This window comes from Microbacterium sp. 4NA327F11 (assembly GCF_005503465.1).
Classification (GTDB): Bacteria; Actinomycetota; Actinomycetes; order Actinomycetales; family Microbacteriaceae; genus Microbacterium; species Microbacterium ginsengisoli.
Window position 1 is genome coordinate 1 of record NZ_SCOB01000022.1, and the last position, 17,762, is coordinate 17,762.

The window sequence follows — 17,762 nt, forward strand, 5'->3', positions numbered from 1 at the left end:
TTTAGTCTGGTAATCCAGTCCCTGTCTATATACCTTCCTCTTCTTGGGCAGATCCCATTGTGTATAAGAGAAAGGGCCAGTGCCGGGGGCGGGTAAGGGTCACCGAGGCGGGTGAGGGGAACGGCCCGGGTCGGCCGGTGATCGGCCACCGGACTCGGCCGGGCACAACGTCGGAAGTCTTCCGCGACACCCCGGCGACGGATGCCGCGGCGCGGCGTGCCGCCGAGAAGTTCCGACGTTGCGGGGGTCGGGCGAGGCGGGTCGCGTCTCCCCGATGTCATGCACGACTGGTGTGAAATGTCGGATCTCACGAGAGTTGTTCGGTCGCGGCTGTCCGACCAGGGCTTTTCTCGACCGAACTATCGCACCGGCAATCCGATCGGTCTCACGACAGATGTCTCGAATCCAAATCGAACGGACTACATGGGGATGGGCCCCCATCGCCCCGGGCGATCCGTTGCCAGCAAGAATGAATCGCGATCACTTGATCGATGCCCTGCGCCGCTCGTAGCCCTATCCCGTCGCCCGAGCGGTTGACCTGGATCACTCCGCGCACATTCTCTCCAGGAAGCTCGTCAGCGACGCGTGTCACCACCGTGTTCGCTCCACGTGCATGTAACTGACTCGCGTGCGCCGCTGGTCGCGCTCAGATTCACCGCACAGTCAGCGTCTGAGAGCGAGCCCCACCGTCCATCGGGGAGCGGGATCCCCGACACCTGCTCGTTATCCGTTTGTGCGGGCGCTGCCGGGTCGAACCCTCCCTCGCCGTACGCGTGCCCGGTGAACCCGGCCACGACTCCGATGACGACCACCGCGACCGGCCAGCCCCAGCGCCGTGAGGCACGCGTTCGCGGCACGTCTTCAATCTGGTCGATTCCGCGCCCGTCTTGCGGGAAGGTCTGGAGTCCTCGCAGCTGATACAACTCGACTTGCGTCAGCGGTTCCTGATCGGGGCCGTATGCGCGTTGCAGAAGGTTCGCGAGCTCGTCCGTCACCACGGGTTTGACTCTAGCTTCAGGAACGGTTGACTGAGGTTGATGCCGACTCGACGTTCCCGCAGAATCCCGCTCTTCGCGACGCTACTCGCGGGTGCGCCTGTCGGGGTACTTATCGCGTGGCCGCAAGCATTCGGCGCAGAATTGACTCCGATCATCGCTCAGCTTCTTGCGTTCCGCGGACTGGTCGCAATCGTCCTCCTTGTTCTCGCCGGCGGCGCCGCAGTTGTCGCCGTGCTCCGGCGGCGCTGGGGTGTTGCCGCCGGAGTCGCCATCATCCTCGGTGCTACATCCCTCACAAGCGGCGCCATTCTCTCCTCGCGCGGTGCCGGTGAGGCCGTGCCTGACGGTGATCTTGTGGTTGTTTCGTGGAACACTCTCGGCGGTGCGGTATCGCCTGAGAGCATCGCGGAGCTCATTGTCGAGACCGATGCCGACATCGTCACGCTGCCGGAGACGGACGCCGTTGCCGCGGCAGAGACTGCGCGGATCGTTTCGCTGTCGGGCCGTGAAATGTGGGCCGATACCGCGTACGGCGAAGCGGGTGACTCGTGGATCCCGACGTCCGTGCTCATCGCAGCCGATCTCGGCGAGTACCGCGTTGACGAGGCAGCCGGTTCGACGCCCGGGTTGCCGAGTGGGGTCTGGCGCCCCGTCAATGGGATCAGGCCGACGATTGTCGCCGCACACCCGCTGCCGCCGTTGTTGGAAGACATGGCTGGCTGGCGGGCGGGGTTGGAGTGGGTCGCCACCCAATGCGGCGAGCCCGACGTGATCGTGGCCGGGGACTTGAACGCGACGATCGATCACCTGTCGGCATTCGGTCGCGGAGAGTCGCTGATGGGGGATTGCCGAGACGCGGCGAGCGAGTCGGGTTCTGCGGCAGCAGGCAGTTGGCCGACGTCACTGCCGGTGTGGCTCGCGTCGCCGATCGACCATGTACTGGTCGGGTCTGCGTGGGCTGTGCACGAGGTCACCGTGGACAGCTCGTTCGATGACAGAGGCAGCGACCACCGGCCCATCATCGCCCACCTGAGGCGGAACTGAGCCAACTCATGCGCGACGGCCTTGTCTAGGCTGGTCCTCGGGAATGGAGTGATCCGATGAAGCGGATGATGACGATGTTCGTCGGGGCGATCGTGATCGCCGGAACGCTTGTCCTGTCCGGGTGCGGCGCGTCGTTCCCGGACGCTCCGGATTCTGCCGACGCGTCGTTCCCGGACGCTCCGGATTCTGTCGGCGAGGAGTACCCCACCAGCGGTGTCCCTGTCAGCGTGGCGTGGCCGTCAGATTGGTTGGAGGGATTCTTCGGGGAGGCGAACTCTCCTCCTGGCCCTCTTGTCGGGCTGCGGCTGGAGTATGTCGACGACCAGTGGGTCTGGCGGGTACGGAGTCTCGATCCCGGTCGTGACGAGTGGGGCGAGTCCGTCACCGAACCCGACCGAGGCCAGGAGGCGCTCTACGATGCCAGCACCCTCGCCGTGAAGCAGAAACGCCACGTGACGCTCACGGAGGCCGAACTGGCTGACCTCGGGGTCAGTGCGTACGCCGCCGCCCAACTGTCCGGCGAGGTCTACCCCAGTCCGCGCCTCATCGAGTTGGCGCTGATCATGCAGGACGGGCGGCCGGCGTGGCGGATAACGACCTACGACACCGAGACCGGTCTGCAGTCAGAAGTGACAGTGGACGCGAACTGACCGCCCCGTCACCGCTGAGGCGGGATCACGAAGCCCTCGGGTAGAGCATTATTGTGAACGATGCCGTTCTGGTCGCCCACGCTGAAGATGGTGTGCGCGTCGAGGTTGAGGGTGTCACCGGAGTACAGTGTGTCGCCATCACGGCGGACGTAATTCACCCAGTAGAGCCACTGCTCCCCGACGCAGAATCGCGCGCCGATTGTTGAGATGACATCATTGTCGGCCACCTTGTAGGCGACCGGAACGCCATTTACATCGAGAACGGGTTGTCCCGTCGCGTGCGGCATGGAACCCCGATCAAAGGGAACCGCTAACGTCACTCCGCCGAGCTGTTCCACCTCGGTGTCGTCGGCGATGGGATAGGCGGGCGTGGCCGCCTCACAGGGACCAGGATCGCTCACCGGTTCAGCTTCTGGCGTGACCGTCGCAGTCGGCGTCGGCACTGATGAAACAGGTGGGCTACTGCGCGTCGGCTGAGCGTCCGGGAGCGCCGGCGCTGCGGTGCACCCTGCGAGCAGGACAGCGAGACCTACGGTGACGCCGAGCAATCCTCTCCTGTTCACCGTCGAACTCAATCTGGGGCACCCGCTGTCAGAAGTCGAGCTGCCGCGGACGCGCGACCCTCGGAGCTTTGCGCGTCCGGTGCGTGAGTCCCGGTCGCTGATCGTGCCCTGACGTCATCCCTGACCCGGTGCACCGTACCCCCCGCCGTCCGGCAACACGGGGCACGATGCCTCGGCGGTCTGCGCTGCGACCTCGGCGCGCACCGCGACGCCGTCTGTCGTCTTCTCCACGGTGTAAACGACTCCCTCCTGCGCGCCCTCTGCCGGAATGTACCCCACGATGGCCGATTGAATGGCGGGATCATCGGGGACCGCCCCCACTGAAGTCGAGATGAGATCGGCGGTCGGATTATCCCTAAGCCAGTTCGCGGTCGCGCTCACGGTTGCGTCAGGGATCGACCAGAACCCCTCCAACTTCGCTACGGGACCACAGGGCCACCCCGTATACGAGCTGAACGTTGCGACACTCGCGTCGGCGGGAATCGCGCCCGGCGGGAGTGCTGCGGCATCGAGCCATGCGTGCGCTTGTGCCTGCGCCTCCGGGTCTGTGCTCCCCGGCGTAGCGATCGCCGACGAGTCGCTCGCCTCGGAGGACTGCGCAGGCAGTGGCTCACCCGCAGGATCGGCGCCGCCTGCCACCATCGCGGGCGTCGCGCACCCGGTCAGAGCGAGCGCGAGCACGGAACTGAGTATGAAAGCCGAGCGGTGCCGCATGCATCCACCGTAGTCGGCGGATGCCGTCGCGATCACTTGTCACTTATGCGCGCGACGGACGTGGACGATGGTGCGGCGGAGCCCCAGGTTGCTCCTCTTAGGCTTGCCACGTGTCTACTGCACCCGTGTCGACCGAGAGCGATGATGAATCGCCCACTCCTTCACGGAGCTGGCGTCGGATTGCCCTGCTTCTCGCTGGCGCCATCCTGTTCTGCTCGACAACCGTTCTTGTGACACTGCTCATTGTCTCCACAGCATCGGACGGTGCGACCTCCGTGTTGATCGGCACGGTTGACTCGGAGTTGCTCTCTGGTCTCGCGCTCATCGCGGCCCTGGCAGCCCTGGCGACGGGACTGTGCGTCATCCCCGTGCCCAGGCTTTGGCTCATCCTGATGATCCCGGCGCGCGCGGTAGCCATCGCGGCCACCGCACTGGCAGGGATCGTGTGTTTCCTCACCTCGTCCTCGACGGTTGTTCCGCTCGTCGCCAACGGCTGCGAAACCGGGTATGTGGTCAAAGAGAAGTCGTTCCTTCTTGCGGGTTGGGGCACGATCTATCGACAGGATGGCGTACTTGTCACGGCCGTCGAGCGAACCCTCAGCGATGATGGCTACCACCCCTTCGCGGACGGCGCCTATACGGTGGCGGAGGACGGCGCGTCACTCCGGGTCTGGCGGAACTTCAGCTTTGACTACTCGGCTGCGCCGGTGACGACCGACCGCGACCCGGACTTCACCCTTCCGAAGCTCACCGACCGTACGCTCGCATGTGGTGTCAGCACCGGAGCACGAACACCGATTCCCTCAGCGCCCGCCGCGCCCACATACGGCGCGGACGAGGCCCGAGCAGGGCTCGAGAATATGGTCGCGGCGTCGCTGGACGCAGCCGTCGGGCCGGTGCACGATTCCGCTGGACAGCTCCTCGACGCCGACGAGATGTCACCGGCATCGACCGCGTGCGGTGAGAACGGCACACGAATCGGACTCGGGCTCACGTTCGAGACCGCGGACAATGGCGCCACGCTCGCGCGAATCCTCAAGGTTTGGGATGCCGCAGGATACGCCGCGGATCGGGCAATGCAGGAAGACATCCGCTACAGCGACGCGCTGCCGGTGGAGAAGATGAGTATCCGCGACTCGACGAGTATCGACGGACTGATCCACATGCAGGTCACGTCGCAGTGCAGCGCGCGCTGATCCGCCCTGCCTGCCGCAATCTCTCGAATACGTCGGCCGTGTATAACACCGCGCGCGGCCCGAGCACCCGATTCCCGAATCGTTCTGACGCGTCCCCGGCAAGCCTTCGCGCGAGTGGTCGACGGCGCCGTGGAACTCTGTGCGAGTACTCACGAGGACCGCAGGTTAGGACATAGCCAACTCGTCGGAACGGGGTGGCCAGTTGCGGATGACCCGGCTGCGCGGTGCGGCTTGACCTGTCTTCCCCGCGATGTGGGGAAGAATCCTTGGGTTGGCGTGGCGGAGGAGGCAGGCGCGCTGCCGGTGCGCTGCAGCAATGAGGGCGCGGTTGAGTGGGCACCGCTGATACTTGACCTGCTTCGAACTGCGCAGTCCGTACATGTACAACATCGCCCGGTGGGCCTGCCCGACGACGCTGACGGTGAAGGTGCGCAATGCGTCGTTGGGTTCGTCACCGATCGCCTTCGCGACGGCAGGTAGCAGGCGATCGGCCTGAGCGAGCGCGGAAGTCGTCACGTCCAGGATCGGAGTGATCGTGCGCGGCGATGTGAGCACGCAGGTCAAACGAATGATCTCGGGGTACGCGCACAGCAGCACGTTTTCGTAGGTGTCGAGGTGCGGGATGCCGAAACTCGCCATGCGGTCGCCGATCGGGGACGAATCATCTGAGCCTTCGTGCCAGGCTTCGACGAAAGCTGCGGCGAGGTTTACTTCGCCGGTGTGGAGGGCGACGCCGCGCTTCCAGAGTTGTGATCGCAGCAGCAGTTCCGCACTCTCGTAGCCGGGCATGCCTGCTATGTCGGCGTGCAACGCGCGGTACGCCCAATGGTGATGCGCGAGGCAGAGCGCACCGCCGCGGGCGATCGTCGTGGTGGCCAGCCCGCCGGAGCATTCCGGGCATGCAATACGGGGTTCGGCGAACCGGGCACACCTGGCGCATTTCTCAGGACGCCAGCTGCGGTGGCCGCATCTGACCCACATGCCATCTTTCTCGAAGTTGGGGCGTAGCGCGTCGCGCGGCAGATCTGCGAGATGCTCGATGAGATCGACGACACGCTGATCCGCCGCGGGCCACCAGTTGCGACCGAGGTGCTCCAAGACGATTCGACGGATATCGCGTTCCTCGCACTGGTGAGCTTGGGCGAGCCGCTTCGTGAACCCTTCGACGGTCTCACCCTCGATGAGTTCGAGTCGAATCGGTAGCGTGCGGAACGGAAGGCTCACACGCGGTCATGCCTCGATGAGCCGCGCGGTCGACGCGTGGGAGGCTTGCGGGCGTCGGTGTGGCGCAGGAGTGTGGCTCGGACCCGCGGGGCGAACGCCAGAATTCTCCTACCGAGTTCATCGAGGCCCGCGGACCGGCCGTACCGAAGCCGCACGGGTCGGTCGAGGCCGATGACCGCTTCGCGGCCTTCGATGTGAAAAGACGCGCGGACAGCGGCGACGTCGTGCGACGTGCCCGCGGTCACCGCGTTCACCGCTGCTTCGACGAGCGCGGCGACCTGGATGGGGCCGACGTTCGTGTTCGTGAGGAACCGCTCCGCCCACGGCTCTGTTGTCAGCGCGACGAGACGCACCGCTTCGGGATAGTGGCGCGCAAGCGCCGTTCGATGAGATACGCCCTCTTGTTCGAGATCGGTGGCGCGAAGAAGGGTCGTGGCGAGTTCCAGTTCGCCGGTGTCGGGGCCGATGCCGCGTTCCCAGAGCGTGCCTGTGAGGCATCGTTCGGCGCGAAAGAAGTCGGCGTTTCGCGCGAGGTCGCGGTCCGCTCCCGCGTAGTGCCACCTGCGGTGTCGCGCACACACCGCTCCGATCCGGGTGCGCACCTCGACGGGTTCACCGCCGGTGCATCGCCTGCATTTCGTGACGGCAGACGGCAGGGGCGCGCACATCGGGCAGTTGTTGTGTCGCCAGTCGGCGTGAATGCAGCGGACGAACAGGCGGTCAGAGCGGCTACCGTCGAAGTACCCGGGAGGGAGGTCGGCGAGTTGTTCGACCAGTCGCGGCACGAGTTCTGGTGTCGTGCGCAGAGGCAGCCGCGGGCGCTCGTGACGGAGGGTCGTCCACAGTTCCCCGGCCGGCACGGCGTTGCGGGTGGTAAGTCTGCGGTAGACGCTGCTGACGGTTTCTCCCGTGAAGGGTTCGATGAGCACGGGGAGCTTCCTCATCATTTCGCTCGCGCGGGACGGCCTCGTTTGGGCCGTGGTGATGGCCGGTTCTCTTCTTCCTCGATCCAGCCTTCCGACTCACGGATTTTCGCCAGCGACGCGAGCACGTCGTCGAGGTCGAGGCGTTCAGTGTGCTGTTCGATGGCGCGGCGCGCTCCGCGGCGGACGGCTCGGGCGACGCGGCCGATGGAGCCGCGGGATAGGTCGCGGAGTTCAGCAGCGACGGTGAGGATCTCCGCGTCAGGTTGCGAGATCAAGCACAGTGAGTCTTCGAGGTCGACGAGGATGCGCCCCCACACCGCGGCGTCAGCGGTCTCGCCAGTCCCGTAGGTGTCGAACTTGACCAGCTCGAATCGGGCCATGATCTGTTCGCCGCGCGAGCCCCAGAACAGGCCGTTGCGGGCGACATCGACACCGGCGTAGACCATCGTGCCGGGACACCTCTCGGACAGTTCTTTGAGCGCGTCGGCGACTTGCTCGTTGCCGCGGTAGTGCAGGTCCAGCCGGTGGATGTCGTCGATGATCACGAGTTCGGTGCGGCATTCGCGCATCACATGGCTCACGCGGCTGAGGAGGACTTCGTAGTTCGCGTTGCGGGAGTACGGGATGGCGTAGAAGTCGGCGAGCTTGGTGATCATGGTCTTCGCCGTCGCGTGCGTCGGCACGGGCACGTATGCGACGGGGGTCAAGTTGCGTTGCGAGGCCGTGGCGCGCTGGCGTCGGGCTCGCTCGAACGCCCTGCCGAACTCCTGGACCGCGGTGGTCTTCCCGAGACCTGGCCTGCCAGAGATGATCACGCCGGACTTGCTGGCGTCTGGGGAGCGGTTGTCGGTTATCGCGTGGCGGATGGCGACCGCGACCCGTCGGAGTGATGGGGTCGCCACCCGGGCGCCGAGGGTCATGTACCGTTCGCGGGCGATGTTGAACAGCGCTCGCTCCGAGGAGTCCATCGCGTCGTACTCGGCGAGCGTGAGCGGGAGTGTCCGTTGGGCGACGAACTCGACAAACTCGCGCCACCCTTCCTTTGTGGCGTAGTCGAAGTCGGTCGATGGGGCGTCGAAGTCGAAGTCCCCCAGCAGATCATCGAACATCGCGCTCACGCCTCATCCGGCGACCGGGTCATCCCGAACGGTGCGGCGACCGGCCATGCTGGCTTCGCCGCGACAACATGGAGTTCTTTGTCGCCGAGGTCCCCAGTTGCCGAATGCTCGGCGCCCGGCGGTGCTGTGGGTGCGATGTGTGGGAGTTGGTTGGTGATCGCCAGCGGGTCCGTCCGTGCGCTTACAGCACGCTTCTTCTGACGCGCCGTCGGCAGCGCGTTGCCCTTGTACATGAACCGGCGCATCACCTCGTTGAGGTCGTCGGTGCTCGGCTCGTTGTCGCCGCGGGCTGCGGCTTGCGCGCGGGCGACTCGCCAGACCTCGTCGGCCATCGGGGCGCCGCTGTACGGGGAGCGCCAGTCGAGCGGGAGGAACTGGTCGCCGAGTTCCAGCCACACCGTCATCGGGTTGTAGGGGTCGACGTGGAATGGCCACTTGCCTTGTTGCCGGTGGTGCGGTGACCGCTTTTTCCGCAGCGGGCCGAGCTCGGTGGAGTCGTAGACGCGCAGGTCGATGTCGACACCGTAGTGGTTGATCACACGCCATTCGGTCGGGAGCAGTGCGATGTACTTCTCGGCGGTGAGCGGGACTTGCAGCTCCGGAGCGACTTCGCGGTACGCGGCGACCATCTGGTTCGGGGCCAGCATGAGCCGAGGGTTGCGGGGGTCGCGCAGCGCCTTGTGGGGTCGGTTCTGCCAGGTCACCGCGACCCAGTCCTCGAACAGCTCCTGCAGCTGCTCGAGGGTGAGCAGCTGGCTCGTCGCGATCACCTCGTCTCCACGCATGTCGGGGCTCTGCCCGAGGAACGCGATCGCGTACTGGGTGAACTGGTCCTTCACGGTGCGGAACATCCGCTCGATTTTCGCCTTCTGCGTCGGCGTGTACTCCGCGTTGACCGTCAGCGAGATCCCCAGCGTCCGACAGGCATCCGAGAAGTGCCGCGACACGTACGACGCGCCACGGTCGGTCGTGATCGACTCCGGGAAGATGTACGGTTGCGCGTCGCGCATTACCTCGAACCGCTCCACCATGAGCCCGTCCGTGCCGGTCCACGCCTCCGAGACCTGACGCCGGTTCGCGCGAACTCCGTCGGGACGGGCCGAGTACGGCACCAGAGCACGGGCGAGGACCACCACGAGGTCGATGCTGCGAGAACCGACGGTGACAATGCCCGCGAGCACCGAGCGTGATGCCTCACACAGCAACAGGGTGAGATCGGGGCGGATCGGTTCGCCATCGCATTCGACGAGGATCTCCATCGGGGTCGTGTCGATCAGCACCTGCTCACCGGGTCGCACGCCGGTACGTAATCCGTGCATGTGATCCGGCTGATTGGCTGTGGTGCGACGTGCGCGGGCGCTGCCCAACGTGTGCTTGCCGGCATCGAGTTCATTCAGCAGCCGGTACATCGTCGCCCGGCTCGGCATCGGCACGACACCCTCGCCGAAGCGGTCGTCCAGCTCCCTGCGGACGAGCCAGATCAATCGCGTCCCGGTGCCGGTCGACTTCCGCTCCTGCCCAGCCTGGACGGTCAGAATCGCGTCGATCAGGCGCTCGTCGTAGGAGCGCCCGGGCATGTCGGCGAGGCCGTGGCGACGTCGATCGAGAAGACCGCTGACCCCGAACTCTTCGAGGGCGCGTTGCTGACGCGAGACCTTGACCGGGCCGTAGCCGGTTCCGAGACGACGGTTGACGTCGTCGATAACTTGCTGCCGCGCCGCGGGCTTGGTCACGCCTGCCGCCACGAGCTTGTCGAACCGGGCGAGTTCCTCCAGCCACACGTCGACGATCTTGCGATCGCGCGCGTCGAGATCCTGCAGGCTGCGCAGGTCCAGCAGTGACCGCAGGGATGCGGGAGCGGCAGGTTCCGCTTGGTGCCGCAGGTCCGCGGCGAGCACCTCCACGTCGTCTCCATCCCCGTCGACGGCGCGCAGGGTCAGGTAGGTGGGCCGGATCGCAACGACCTGGTGACTTCCGCCCTGCCACCGGATGATGTCGCCAGGATGAACGCTCATGACCCGCCCTCCAGATCGACAACGGTCGCCATCGACAAGGGACGGTGTAGATCCGCCTGCGCCACCCCGCTCCACACGAGTGCATACGCGGCGCCGACACCTGAGCGAGCAACGCCACCGAGGGCCGCCGCGAGCGAGCCCAGACTCATCCGACCGGTGAGCCCGAGCGCGGCGATGTCGACGCCCTCCAGCCACGCAGGCTCGCGGTACCGAAGCAGGAAGCGCAGATTCGCCTGGGTGGCGCCGGGAAGCTGATCGAAGACGAGATAGGACCACCCCAGTGCGGCAGCAAGGCGACGAGTGAGTTCGAACTTCATGCTGTCCTCGGGCTTGATCAGTTCGACCGGCCTCACGTCGACGAGCAGCGCACTCCCATCGGAGCGGCGCACGAAATAGTCGGGCGCGTGGGAGCGCTTCGGTGACCGCCAGCGGATCCACATCGGCTGGCTCGCCACCCCGACGACATCCCCCGTCCGGTCCAGCGAGGTCAGGAACGAGCGCTCCCAGAACGACTCGAACGGAATGTGCCGGCCCGTCGAGGCCATCCACAGCTTGCCCTCGAAGTTGCGCTTGCCCGGCCACGACGGGAACTCGCGAACCGGATCCGCATCCTCGAACATCACGCGCGCCGCGTCGACGGGGTCTGCGTGCTGGAGGAGGCCGTGTCTGGAAAACTCGATCGTGGCCGCGAGTGCGTTCGTCCCGTCGATCGCGGCGAGCCAGTCTTGGGTCAAGGTCACGGAGAACTCTCCCTTCCGGAGAATCCCGCACCCGATCAGAGCGCTCCGGTGGAACCTCCCGGCTTGAACCGCAAGCTACTCCCGCCTCGGAGCAGCGCTACGCGGCGCGCCGCTCTCCCGACAACTGGAGTGAGAATCCGACAACTGGAGTGAGACGACTGGACAGGTCCGTGAGAATCGGACAACTGGAGTGAGACACGACATGAAACCTATGAATCACAGAAAGGTAACGAGGAGGGCTTCCCTTCCGTTACCTCGCCGTTATAGAGTGCTCGCACGGTAGTTGTTTTGCTGTGGCAGCTACCGGCATGTGATTGCAGGACACTCTTGGTGCAAAAGGGACAAGGGCCGGTCGGGATCCCCGACCGGCCCTACTTTTTCGCCCGGATGCCCCCACCCGTCGCGCCCGCCAGGGGTTGCTGATCGCGGCATCCGACCGCGCTATGTCTTTCCACAGAACACCCGGAATCGGGCGCACTCCGTTACCGCGTCGTTATACCGTGAGGACAGGTCGCCGTTGTGCTGTGGCGGCGGCCACATGTGATTGCAACACTCCTGGTGCAAGGGACACTGGGCCGGTCGAACCCCCATCGACCGGCCCTTTCCTTTTGCCCGGAAAGGGCCGGGGACGCGCGTCTCGCGCCGGCCAGCTGACCGCTCAGCGCGACGCGAGGATCGCCGTCAGTGCGCGGAAGAACGCCTTTCCGTGCACCCGCTCGATCGCCGTGGCATTCGGGGCATCCGATCGCCAGTCGAAGACGGTCGCCCCGCGGGTGAGTTCGCCACGCAGCTCGACGCCCACGCGGTAGGGGCGCTCGACCTCGACGAGCGAGGGGTCGAGCGCGACGAGCACCGAGAGAGAGTCCGGATGCGTCGACCCGCCGATGCCCGCCGCCGAATCGAAGGCGAACGTCGCCTTGTTGGCCTGCACGAAGAACGCCGACAGGCGGGTGCCGAGGGCCTCGATCTCTGCGATTCGGCCGGCGTCGAACACCGTGTCGCGGATGGTCGTCGGGTCCCACGGCACGAACCGCAGGCTCGGGAATCCGGCTCCGACGACGATCGCCGCCGCCTCCGGATCGACGTAGATGTTGTACTCGGCGGCCGGCGTGATGTTGCCACGGCCGTTGATCGAGCCGCCCATGACGACGATCTCGCGCACGCGGGAGGCGAACTCCTCGTCGCGACGCACAGCGAGCGCGATGTTGGTGAGCGGTCCGATCGCGACGATGACGAGCTCGCCCGCGTACGCCCGGGAGAGTCGTAGCAGCGCGTCGACGGCGTGCTCCGAATCGACCTCGGTCGTGCCGGTGCGCCGCTGACCTCCGACGCCGTCTTCGCCGTGCACGTCGGTTGCGCTCACCCAGTCGGCCACGAGTGGGCGGGCGGCGCCGACGTGTACCGGCACGTCGCCGTCGCGCCCGGCGAGCTCGAGCGTGAGCAGTGCGTTCTCGGTCTGCTGCGCGAACCCGACGTTGCCTGCCACGATCGTGACCGCCTTCAGGTCGGCACGCTCATGCAGCGCCGCGGCCAGCAGCGCGAAGCAGTCATCGGCCGCCGTGTCGGTGTCGACGACGAGCGGGATGCGCCCGGACCTCGGGCGCGGCCCACCAGACCGACGGGCGGACGGCTGCGCCGGGGCGCCGGGACGCGCGGGGAGCGAGCCGGAGATGAGAGCTTGGAACAGCGGCGAATCACTCACCGACGTGACCTCCTGCCGGGTGGGTTGCGGGCGTCCCCGGCATGGGGGCGGAGCGGCGGCTGCGGCATCCGACCCACTCGATCAAGCCTAGATCGCCTCCCGGGGCGCCACCGACCACCTGGGGACCGTACGCTATGCCCATGACCGATCGCCGTCTCGCCATCGACGCCTGGGAGAGCCTCTTCCGCGCGCAGCACGAGATCTTCGGCGAGATCTCCGGCGACTTCGTCGACGCCCCGCTCGAGCAGGACGAATACGACGTCCTGCTGACGGTCGTGCGGGCCCCCGAGATGACCGCGCGGCTGCGCGACGTCACCCGCAACCTGCTCATCAGCCAGCCGAGCGTGTCGCGCCTGGTCGATCGCATGGTCACCCGCGGGCTCGTCACCAAGTGCCCGGACCCCGAGGACGGCCGCGGCTCGCTCGTGCGCGCGACGGCGCAGGGGGCGCGGGCGTTCCGCAGCCTCGGTGCGCAGCACGCGCGCACCATCGTCGACCGCATGTCGACCCTCGACGACGCCGAGCTGCAGGCGCTGCTCGCCCTCACGACGAAACTGCGCGAGCCGGCCTGCCCGACCGAGCTCGGCGAGACCGCCTGACCGGCGGCCGCCTCCGTCTGCACGACGCGCGTCCGTCCGACCGGAGCCGCACCCGCCCGACCCGAGCCTGCGTCAGCACTCGATGACGTTGACGGCGAGTCCGCCCTCGCTCGTCTCCTTGTACTTCGTCGACATGTCGATGCCGGTCTGCCGCATCGTCTCGACCACCTGGTCGAGAGACACGAAATGCGAGCCGTCGCCGCGCAAAGCGAGGCGGGCGGCGGTGACGGCGGTGGATGCCGCGATCGCATTGCGTTCGATGCACGGGATCTGCACGAGACCCCCGACCGGGTCGCACGTGAGGCCCAGATGGTGCTCCATGGCGATCTCGGCGGCGTTCTCGATCTGCCGGTTGGTGCCGCCCATCACGGCGGTGAGCCCGCCCGCTGCCATGGCGCACGCCGAGCCGACCTCGGCCTGACAGCCGCCCTCGGCACCCGAGATCGAGGCGTTGGCCTTGAACAGCGACCCGAGCGCGGTGGCGGTGAGCAGAAAACGACGGATGCCGCGGCGACGGTTCGCCTCGGCGACCACCGCGTCGTCGGCCGCCTCGGGAAGGGCGTGCGCGGCCTCGCCGGTGAAGCCGAGCAGCGCACTGCCGACCAGCTCGCCGTACGGCGTGACGGCGTTCCCCTGCCCGAGCCCGGAATCGGCGAGGAAGCGCCACCAGTACATCGCGACGGCGGGGACGATGCCCGCGGCGCCGTTGGTCGGTGCCGTGACGACGCGCCCGCCGGCGGCGTTCTCCTCGTTGACGGCGAGCGCGAAGGCGCCCAGCCACTCCCCCGGCAGCTCCCGGTGGCCGTCGGCCTCGGCGGCCTCGAGTTGCGATCTGATCGCGTCCGCGCGCCGGGCGACCCGCAGCATCCCGGGCAGCGTGCCGGTCGCGTGGAGACCCGCGTCGACGCACGCCGACATGGCGTCCCAGATGCGGTCGAGCCCCGCCGCCACCTCGGCCTCGCCGCGCAGCGCCTCCTCGTTGCGGCGGGCGAGTTCGGCGATCGTGAGGCCGTGCTCGTCGCAGAGCGCGAGCAGGGTCGCCGCGTCGCCGTAGGAGAACGGGAGCGCCGCCGGGGAGACCGCGGCATCCTCGCCCTCGCGTCGGATGAAACCGCCTCCCACCGAGTAATACGTGTCTGCCGCGATCGTGACACCGGCATCGCCGGAGGCAACGAGCGTCATCGCGTTCGGGTGCCCGGGGAGCCGTGTGCGCGGCGCGAAGGCGATGTCGGATGCCGCGAACGGCACGGGGTGGTGCCCGGCGAGCCGCAGCGGCTCACCCTCGGGGTACCGGCTCCACGCGTCGCGCACATCGGCGGGATCGACCGTCTCGGGAGCGAGCCCGCGCAGCCCCGCGATGACAGCGTCGGGCGTGCCGTGACCGATGCCCGTCGCGCCGAGCGACCCGTAGAGCGTCACCGTCACCCGGCGCACCGCGGCGAGCTGGCCCGTGGCATCCAGCCGCAGCGCGAAGTCGCGGGCGGCGCGCATCGGACCGACGGTGTGGGAGCTCGAGGGACCGATCCCGATCGAGAACAGCTCGAACGCCGAGACATAGGCACCCATACGTTCGACCCTACGCCGGGGGTGCGGATTCTAGTCCTCGACCCGCCTCCGGCGAGGGCCCTGGCACGAGCTCACGGCTGCGACGCAGACTGTCGGCATGGTTGGTATCGCCGTTCTCATTCTCCTCATCGGCCTCGTGCTGCTGCTCCTCGGTGTGTTCGTGAAGGCGGTCGGCTTCCTGCTGTGGCTCGGCGTGGTGCTGATCGTCATCGCGATCATCGCCGCACTCATCCGCTTCATCCGACGGCAGGTCTGATCCGCATCGCGCACCGAATCGGGTGCGCGAGAATGCCGGAGTGACCGCGGCATCCGATGACATCGTCTGGGACGTCATCGTCGTCGGCGCCGGCCCTGCAGGCTCGTCGGCTGCCCGATGCGCGGCGGCCGGCGGCGCGAGCACTCTGCTCGTCGATCGGGCGACGTTCCCTCGCTACAAGACCTGCGGCGGCGGTCTGCTCGGGGTGAGTCGGCGTTTCCTGCCGCCCGAGGGAGTGGCCGCGATCGAGGCCGAAGTGGGCCGAGTCGTCTTCACGCACGACGGCGCGCGCCCGGTCGAGATCCGCCGCGACGAGCCGTTCCTCGCGATGGCGCGGCGCGAGCGTCTCGACGCGGCGCTCGTCACCGCCGCGCAGCGCGCGGGGGCCGTGTTCCGCGAGGGCGTCGCCGTGCAGCGGGTGGGGGCAGCATCTGATGATCTCGTGGCGGTCGAGACGAGCGCGGGCGTGCTGCGGGCGCGGGTCGTGATCGGCGCGGACGGCGTCGGCGGACGGATCGCCCGCCACGTCGGAGTGACCCCCGCGCGCGTCGACCTCGGACTCGAGGACGAGCGGGAGCGCGGCCGGGCGCCGCGAGACACGGTGCGCATCGATTGGGGTCCGGGCGCGGGCAGCTACGGCTGGCTCTTCCCGAAGGGCGAGGTCGACGAGGTGGGTGTGATCGAGGCGCGCGGGCGACCCGAGCAGACACGCGCCTACCTGGCCGCGTGGCTGCGCGAGACCGAGACGACGGATGCCGCGCCCCGCCACTCGAGCGGGCATCTCACGCAGTGGCGCACGGCGTCCTCGCCGTTGCGCCGCGGGGGCGTGCTCGTCGCCGGTGATGCGGCGGGCCTGCTCGAACCGTGGACGCGGGAGGGCATCTCCTTCGCGCTGCGGTCGGGTACCTGGGCGGGCGAGGCAGGGGCGCGAGCGGCGGCGGGCGACCCGGCCGCATTGGACGGGTACGTCGCGCGGGTCGAACAGGAGCTGCAGCCCGAGATCCGCACCGGCGCGCAATTGCTCGCGGTCTTCGAGCGGCATCCGCGTCTCGTGCACGCCGCCCTCGGCCGGTCGCGGCGAGCCCGGCGCGCATTCGTCGAGTTCTGCGCGGGTGAGACGCCGCTCTCCGCGTACGCGACGCGCTGGTGGTTCCGTCTGGCGGTGAGCCTCCTCGGGCGGGGCGGATCGGCGACGGTCTGACGCGAACCGGGACCCGGTGCGCTGCCGCGGGATCAGGCGACGAGCGCCCCCGGCCCCGGGACGACCGCGACCTGCTCGCGATCGACCGCACGCCCGTGTGCATCGACGAAGGCGATGCGGACGTCACCCCCATCGCGAGCGTCGACATAGCGCGTGGCGGGCCCCCACGGCGACGCGACGTGGACGTCTCCCCACTGGCTGAGCGCGCCGAGCACCGGCAGAAGGGCGGCGCCGGCGGCGGTGAGCGTGTACTCGTCGCGCTGCCGCGCGCCCTCGTCGCGGTACGCGCGGCGCTCGATCACTCCGAGATCGACGAGCTTCGACAGCCGGTCGGAGAGCACATCGGGTGCCACCTCGAGCCGCGAACGGATGTCGGCGAACCGGGTCACACCGAGGGCGATGTCGCGCACGACGAGCAGCGCCCACTTCTCGCCGAGCACGACGAGGGTGCGGGCGATCGAGCAGCGTTCGTTGACGGGAGAGGGCGGCTTCACGCGTCCATCCTATCTGAGTTGGTATTTCCAATCTAGGTGGTACGCTCTCGACATGACCTCACTCGTGGATGCCACCCTGCTCATCACCGGCGCGAACGGCGGGCTCGGCTCGCACTTCGCCCGCATCGCCCTCGAACGCGGCGCGCGCCGTGTCTACGCGACCGCACGATCGCCGCGCGAGGCGACCGACTCCCGGATCGTTCCACTCGCCCTCGACGTGACCTCCTCGGCGTCGGTGCGCGCCGCCGCACAGGCCGCAGCCGACACCACCATCGTCGTGAACAACGCCGGCATCGCGGGCGGGAACTCGCTGCTGTCGACCGACCTCGACGAGGTGCGGCGGGTCTTCGACACGAACGTGTTCGGCGCGCTGAGCGTGGCACAGGCCTTCGCCCCGGTGCTCGCCCGCAACGGTGGTGGCGCGCTCATCGACGTGCACTCGGCGCTGAGCTGGTTGGCCCGCGCCGGCGCCTACTCGGCGAGCAAGGCCGCGCTCTGGTCGATCACCAACTCGCTGCGCCTCGAGCTGCAGGCGCAGGGCACGCAGGTGCTCGGCGCCCACCTCGGTTACGCCGACACCCCGATGACCGAGGGCCTCGATGTCGCGAAGGCCGACCCGGCCGACATCGTCGCGGCGATCTACGACGCCCTCGAGTCCGGTGAGCACGAGGTGCTGGCCGACGCGGTGAGTGTCACCGTGAAGGCGGCCGTCTCTCAGCCGCTTCCGGTGCTGTACCCCGAGCTCCGGCGCTGACG

At 67.9% G+C, this 17,762-nt stretch carries 18 protein-coding genes; 7 read left to right on the top strand and 11 right to left on the bottom strand.

The annotated features are described in order from the left end of the window. Positions 1-575: 575 nt before the first annotated feature. Positions 576-998: a hypothetical protein gene (locus FFS51_RS12435; RefSeq protein ID WP_137878509.1), complete on the bottom strand. Its 423-nt coding sequence runs from the start codon at positions 996-998 to the stop codon at positions 576-578. A gap of 141 nt (positions 999-1,139) precedes the next feature. Here FFS51_RS12435 and FFS51_RS12440 point away from each other — a divergent pair, with 141 nt between their 5' ends. Next, positions 1,140-2,042: an endonuclease/exonuclease/phosphatase family protein gene (locus FFS51_RS12440; RefSeq protein WP_056519013.1), complete on the top strand. Its 903-nt coding sequence runs from the start codon at positions 1,140-1,142 to the stop codon at positions 2,040-2,042. 68 nt (positions 2,043-2,110) lie between these two features. Beyond that, positions 2,111-2,692: a hypothetical protein gene (locus tag FFS51_RS12445; protein ID WP_212742818.1), complete on the top strand. Its 582-nt coding sequence runs from the start codon at positions 2,111-2,113 to the stop codon at positions 2,690-2,692. Positions 2,693-2,700: 8 nt separating this feature from the next. Here the strand turns inward: FFS51_RS12445 and FFS51_RS12450 are convergent, their stop codons facing one another. Both FFS51_RS12450 and FFS51_RS12455 read right to left on the bottom strand, forming a co-directional pair. Further along, positions 2,701-3,093: a hypothetical protein gene (locus FFS51_RS12450; RefSeq protein WP_137878510.1), complete on the bottom strand. Its 393-nt coding sequence runs from the start codon at positions 3,091-3,093 to the stop codon at positions 2,701-2,703. 276 nt (positions 3,094-3,369) lie between these two features. Beyond that, positions 3,370-3,936 (bottom strand): hypothetical protein, encoded by a 567-nt coding sequence (locus FFS51_RS12455; protein ID WP_156456221.1) that lies wholly within the window; start codon positions 3,934-3,936, stop codon positions 3,370-3,372. A 143-nt stretch (positions 3,937-4,079) separates the two neighbouring features. Between FFS51_RS12455 and FFS51_RS12460 the strand changes: the two genes are divergently transcribed. Beyond that, entirely contained in the window at positions 4,080-5,165 is a 1,086-nt protein-coding gene (locus FFS51_RS12460) for a hypothetical protein (RefSeq protein ID WP_137878511.1), read from the top strand. Between the two features lie 165 nt (positions 5,166-5,330). Here the strand turns inward: FFS51_RS12460 and FFS51_RS12465 are convergent, their stop codons facing one another. From FFS51_RS12465 to FFS51_RS12490, 6 genes are all read right to left on the bottom strand, one after another. Then, positions 5,331-6,389 (bottom strand): hypothetical protein, encoded by a 1,059-nt coding sequence (locus FFS51_RS12465; RefSeq protein WP_137878512.1) that lies wholly within the window; start codon positions 6,387-6,389, stop codon positions 5,331-5,333. Continuing rightward, complete coding sequence (locus tag FFS51_RS12470; protein ID WP_137878513.1) at positions 6,386-7,318, bottom strand: hypothetical protein; 933 nt, start codon at positions 7,316-7,318, stop codon at positions 6,386-6,388. The genes FFS51_RS12465 and FFS51_RS12470 overlap by 4 nt, the downstream gene beginning before the upstream one ends. Positions 7,319-7,332: 14 nt before the next feature. Continuing rightward, positions 7,333-8,235 (bottom strand): TniB family NTP-binding protein, encoded by a 903-nt coding sequence (locus FFS51_RS12475; RefSeq protein WP_171006183.1) that lies wholly within the window; start codon positions 8,233-8,235, stop codon positions 7,333-7,335. A 194-nt stretch (positions 8,236-8,429) separates the two neighbouring features. Then, positions 8,430-10,448: a TnsB C-terminal domain-containing protein gene (locus FFS51_RS12480; protein ID WP_056519019.1), complete on the bottom strand. Its 2,019-nt coding sequence runs from the start codon at positions 10,446-10,448 to the stop codon at positions 8,430-8,432. Beyond that, complete coding sequence (locus tag FFS51_RS12485) at positions 10,445-11,188, bottom strand: TnsA-like heteromeric transposase endonuclease subunit (RefSeq protein ID WP_056208066.1); 744 nt, start codon at positions 11,186-11,188, stop codon at positions 10,445-10,447. The genes FFS51_RS12480 and FFS51_RS12485 overlap by 4 nt, the downstream gene beginning before the upstream one ends. 658 nt (positions 11,189-11,846) lie before the next feature. Beyond that, a complete protein-coding gene (locus FFS51_RS12490; protein WP_249352720.1) occupies positions 11,847-12,890 on the bottom strand; it encodes a nucleoside hydrolase in 1,044 nt (347 codons plus the stop codon). 140 nt (positions 12,891-13,030) lie between these two features. Here FFS51_RS12490 and FFS51_RS12495 point away from each other — a divergent pair, with 140 nt between their 5' ends. Further along, positions 13,031-13,489, top strand: a complete 459-nt coding sequence (locus FFS51_RS12495) for a MarR family winged helix-turn-helix transcriptional regulator (RefSeq protein WP_045247167.1) — start codon at positions 13,031-13,033, stop codon at positions 13,487-13,489. 72 nt (positions 13,490-13,561) lie between these two features. On the opposite strand, the gene FFS51_RS12500 is transcribed toward FFS51_RS12495, so the two are convergent. Next, the gene (locus FFS51_RS12500; RefSeq protein ID WP_137878515.1) at positions 13,562-15,055 is read right to left on the bottom strand and encodes an L-serine ammonia-lyase, iron-sulfur-dependent, subunit alpha; all 1,494 of its coding nucleotides are present in this window, start codon (positions 15,053-15,055) and stop codon (positions 13,562-13,564) included. A 97-nt stretch (positions 15,056-15,152) separates the two neighbouring features. Here FFS51_RS12500 and FFS51_RS14735 point away from each other — a divergent pair, with 97 nt between their 5' ends. Together FFS51_RS14735 and FFS51_RS12505 are read left to right on the top strand one after the other, a co-directional pair. After that, positions 15,153-15,311: a hypothetical protein gene (locus FFS51_RS14735; protein ID WP_171006184.1), complete on the top strand. Its 159-nt coding sequence runs from the start codon at positions 15,153-15,155 to the stop codon at positions 15,309-15,311. 40 nt (positions 15,312-15,351) lie between these two features. Beyond that, the gene (locus FFS51_RS12505; RefSeq protein ID WP_137878516.1) at positions 15,352-16,512 is read left to right on the top strand and encodes a geranylgeranyl reductase family protein; all 1,161 of its coding nucleotides are present in this window, start codon (positions 15,352-15,354) and stop codon (positions 16,510-16,512) included. 32 nt (positions 16,513-16,544) lie between these two features. Here FFS51_RS12505 and FFS51_RS12510 read toward each other — a convergent pair whose 3' ends face one another. Next, a complete protein-coding gene (locus FFS51_RS12510; RefSeq protein ID WP_045247163.1) occupies positions 16,545-17,006 on the bottom strand; it encodes a winged helix-turn-helix transcriptional regulator in 462 nt (153 codons plus the stop codon). A 52-nt stretch (positions 17,007-17,058) separates the two neighbouring features. On the opposite strand from FFS51_RS12510, the gene FFS51_RS12515 reads away from it, so the two are divergent. Then, on the top strand, positions 17,059-17,760 hold the full coding sequence (locus FFS51_RS12515) for an SDR family oxidoreductase (protein ID WP_137878517.1): 702 nt from the start codon (positions 17,059-17,061) through the stop codon (positions 17,758-17,760). Positions 17,761-17,762: the final 2 nt, after the last annotated feature.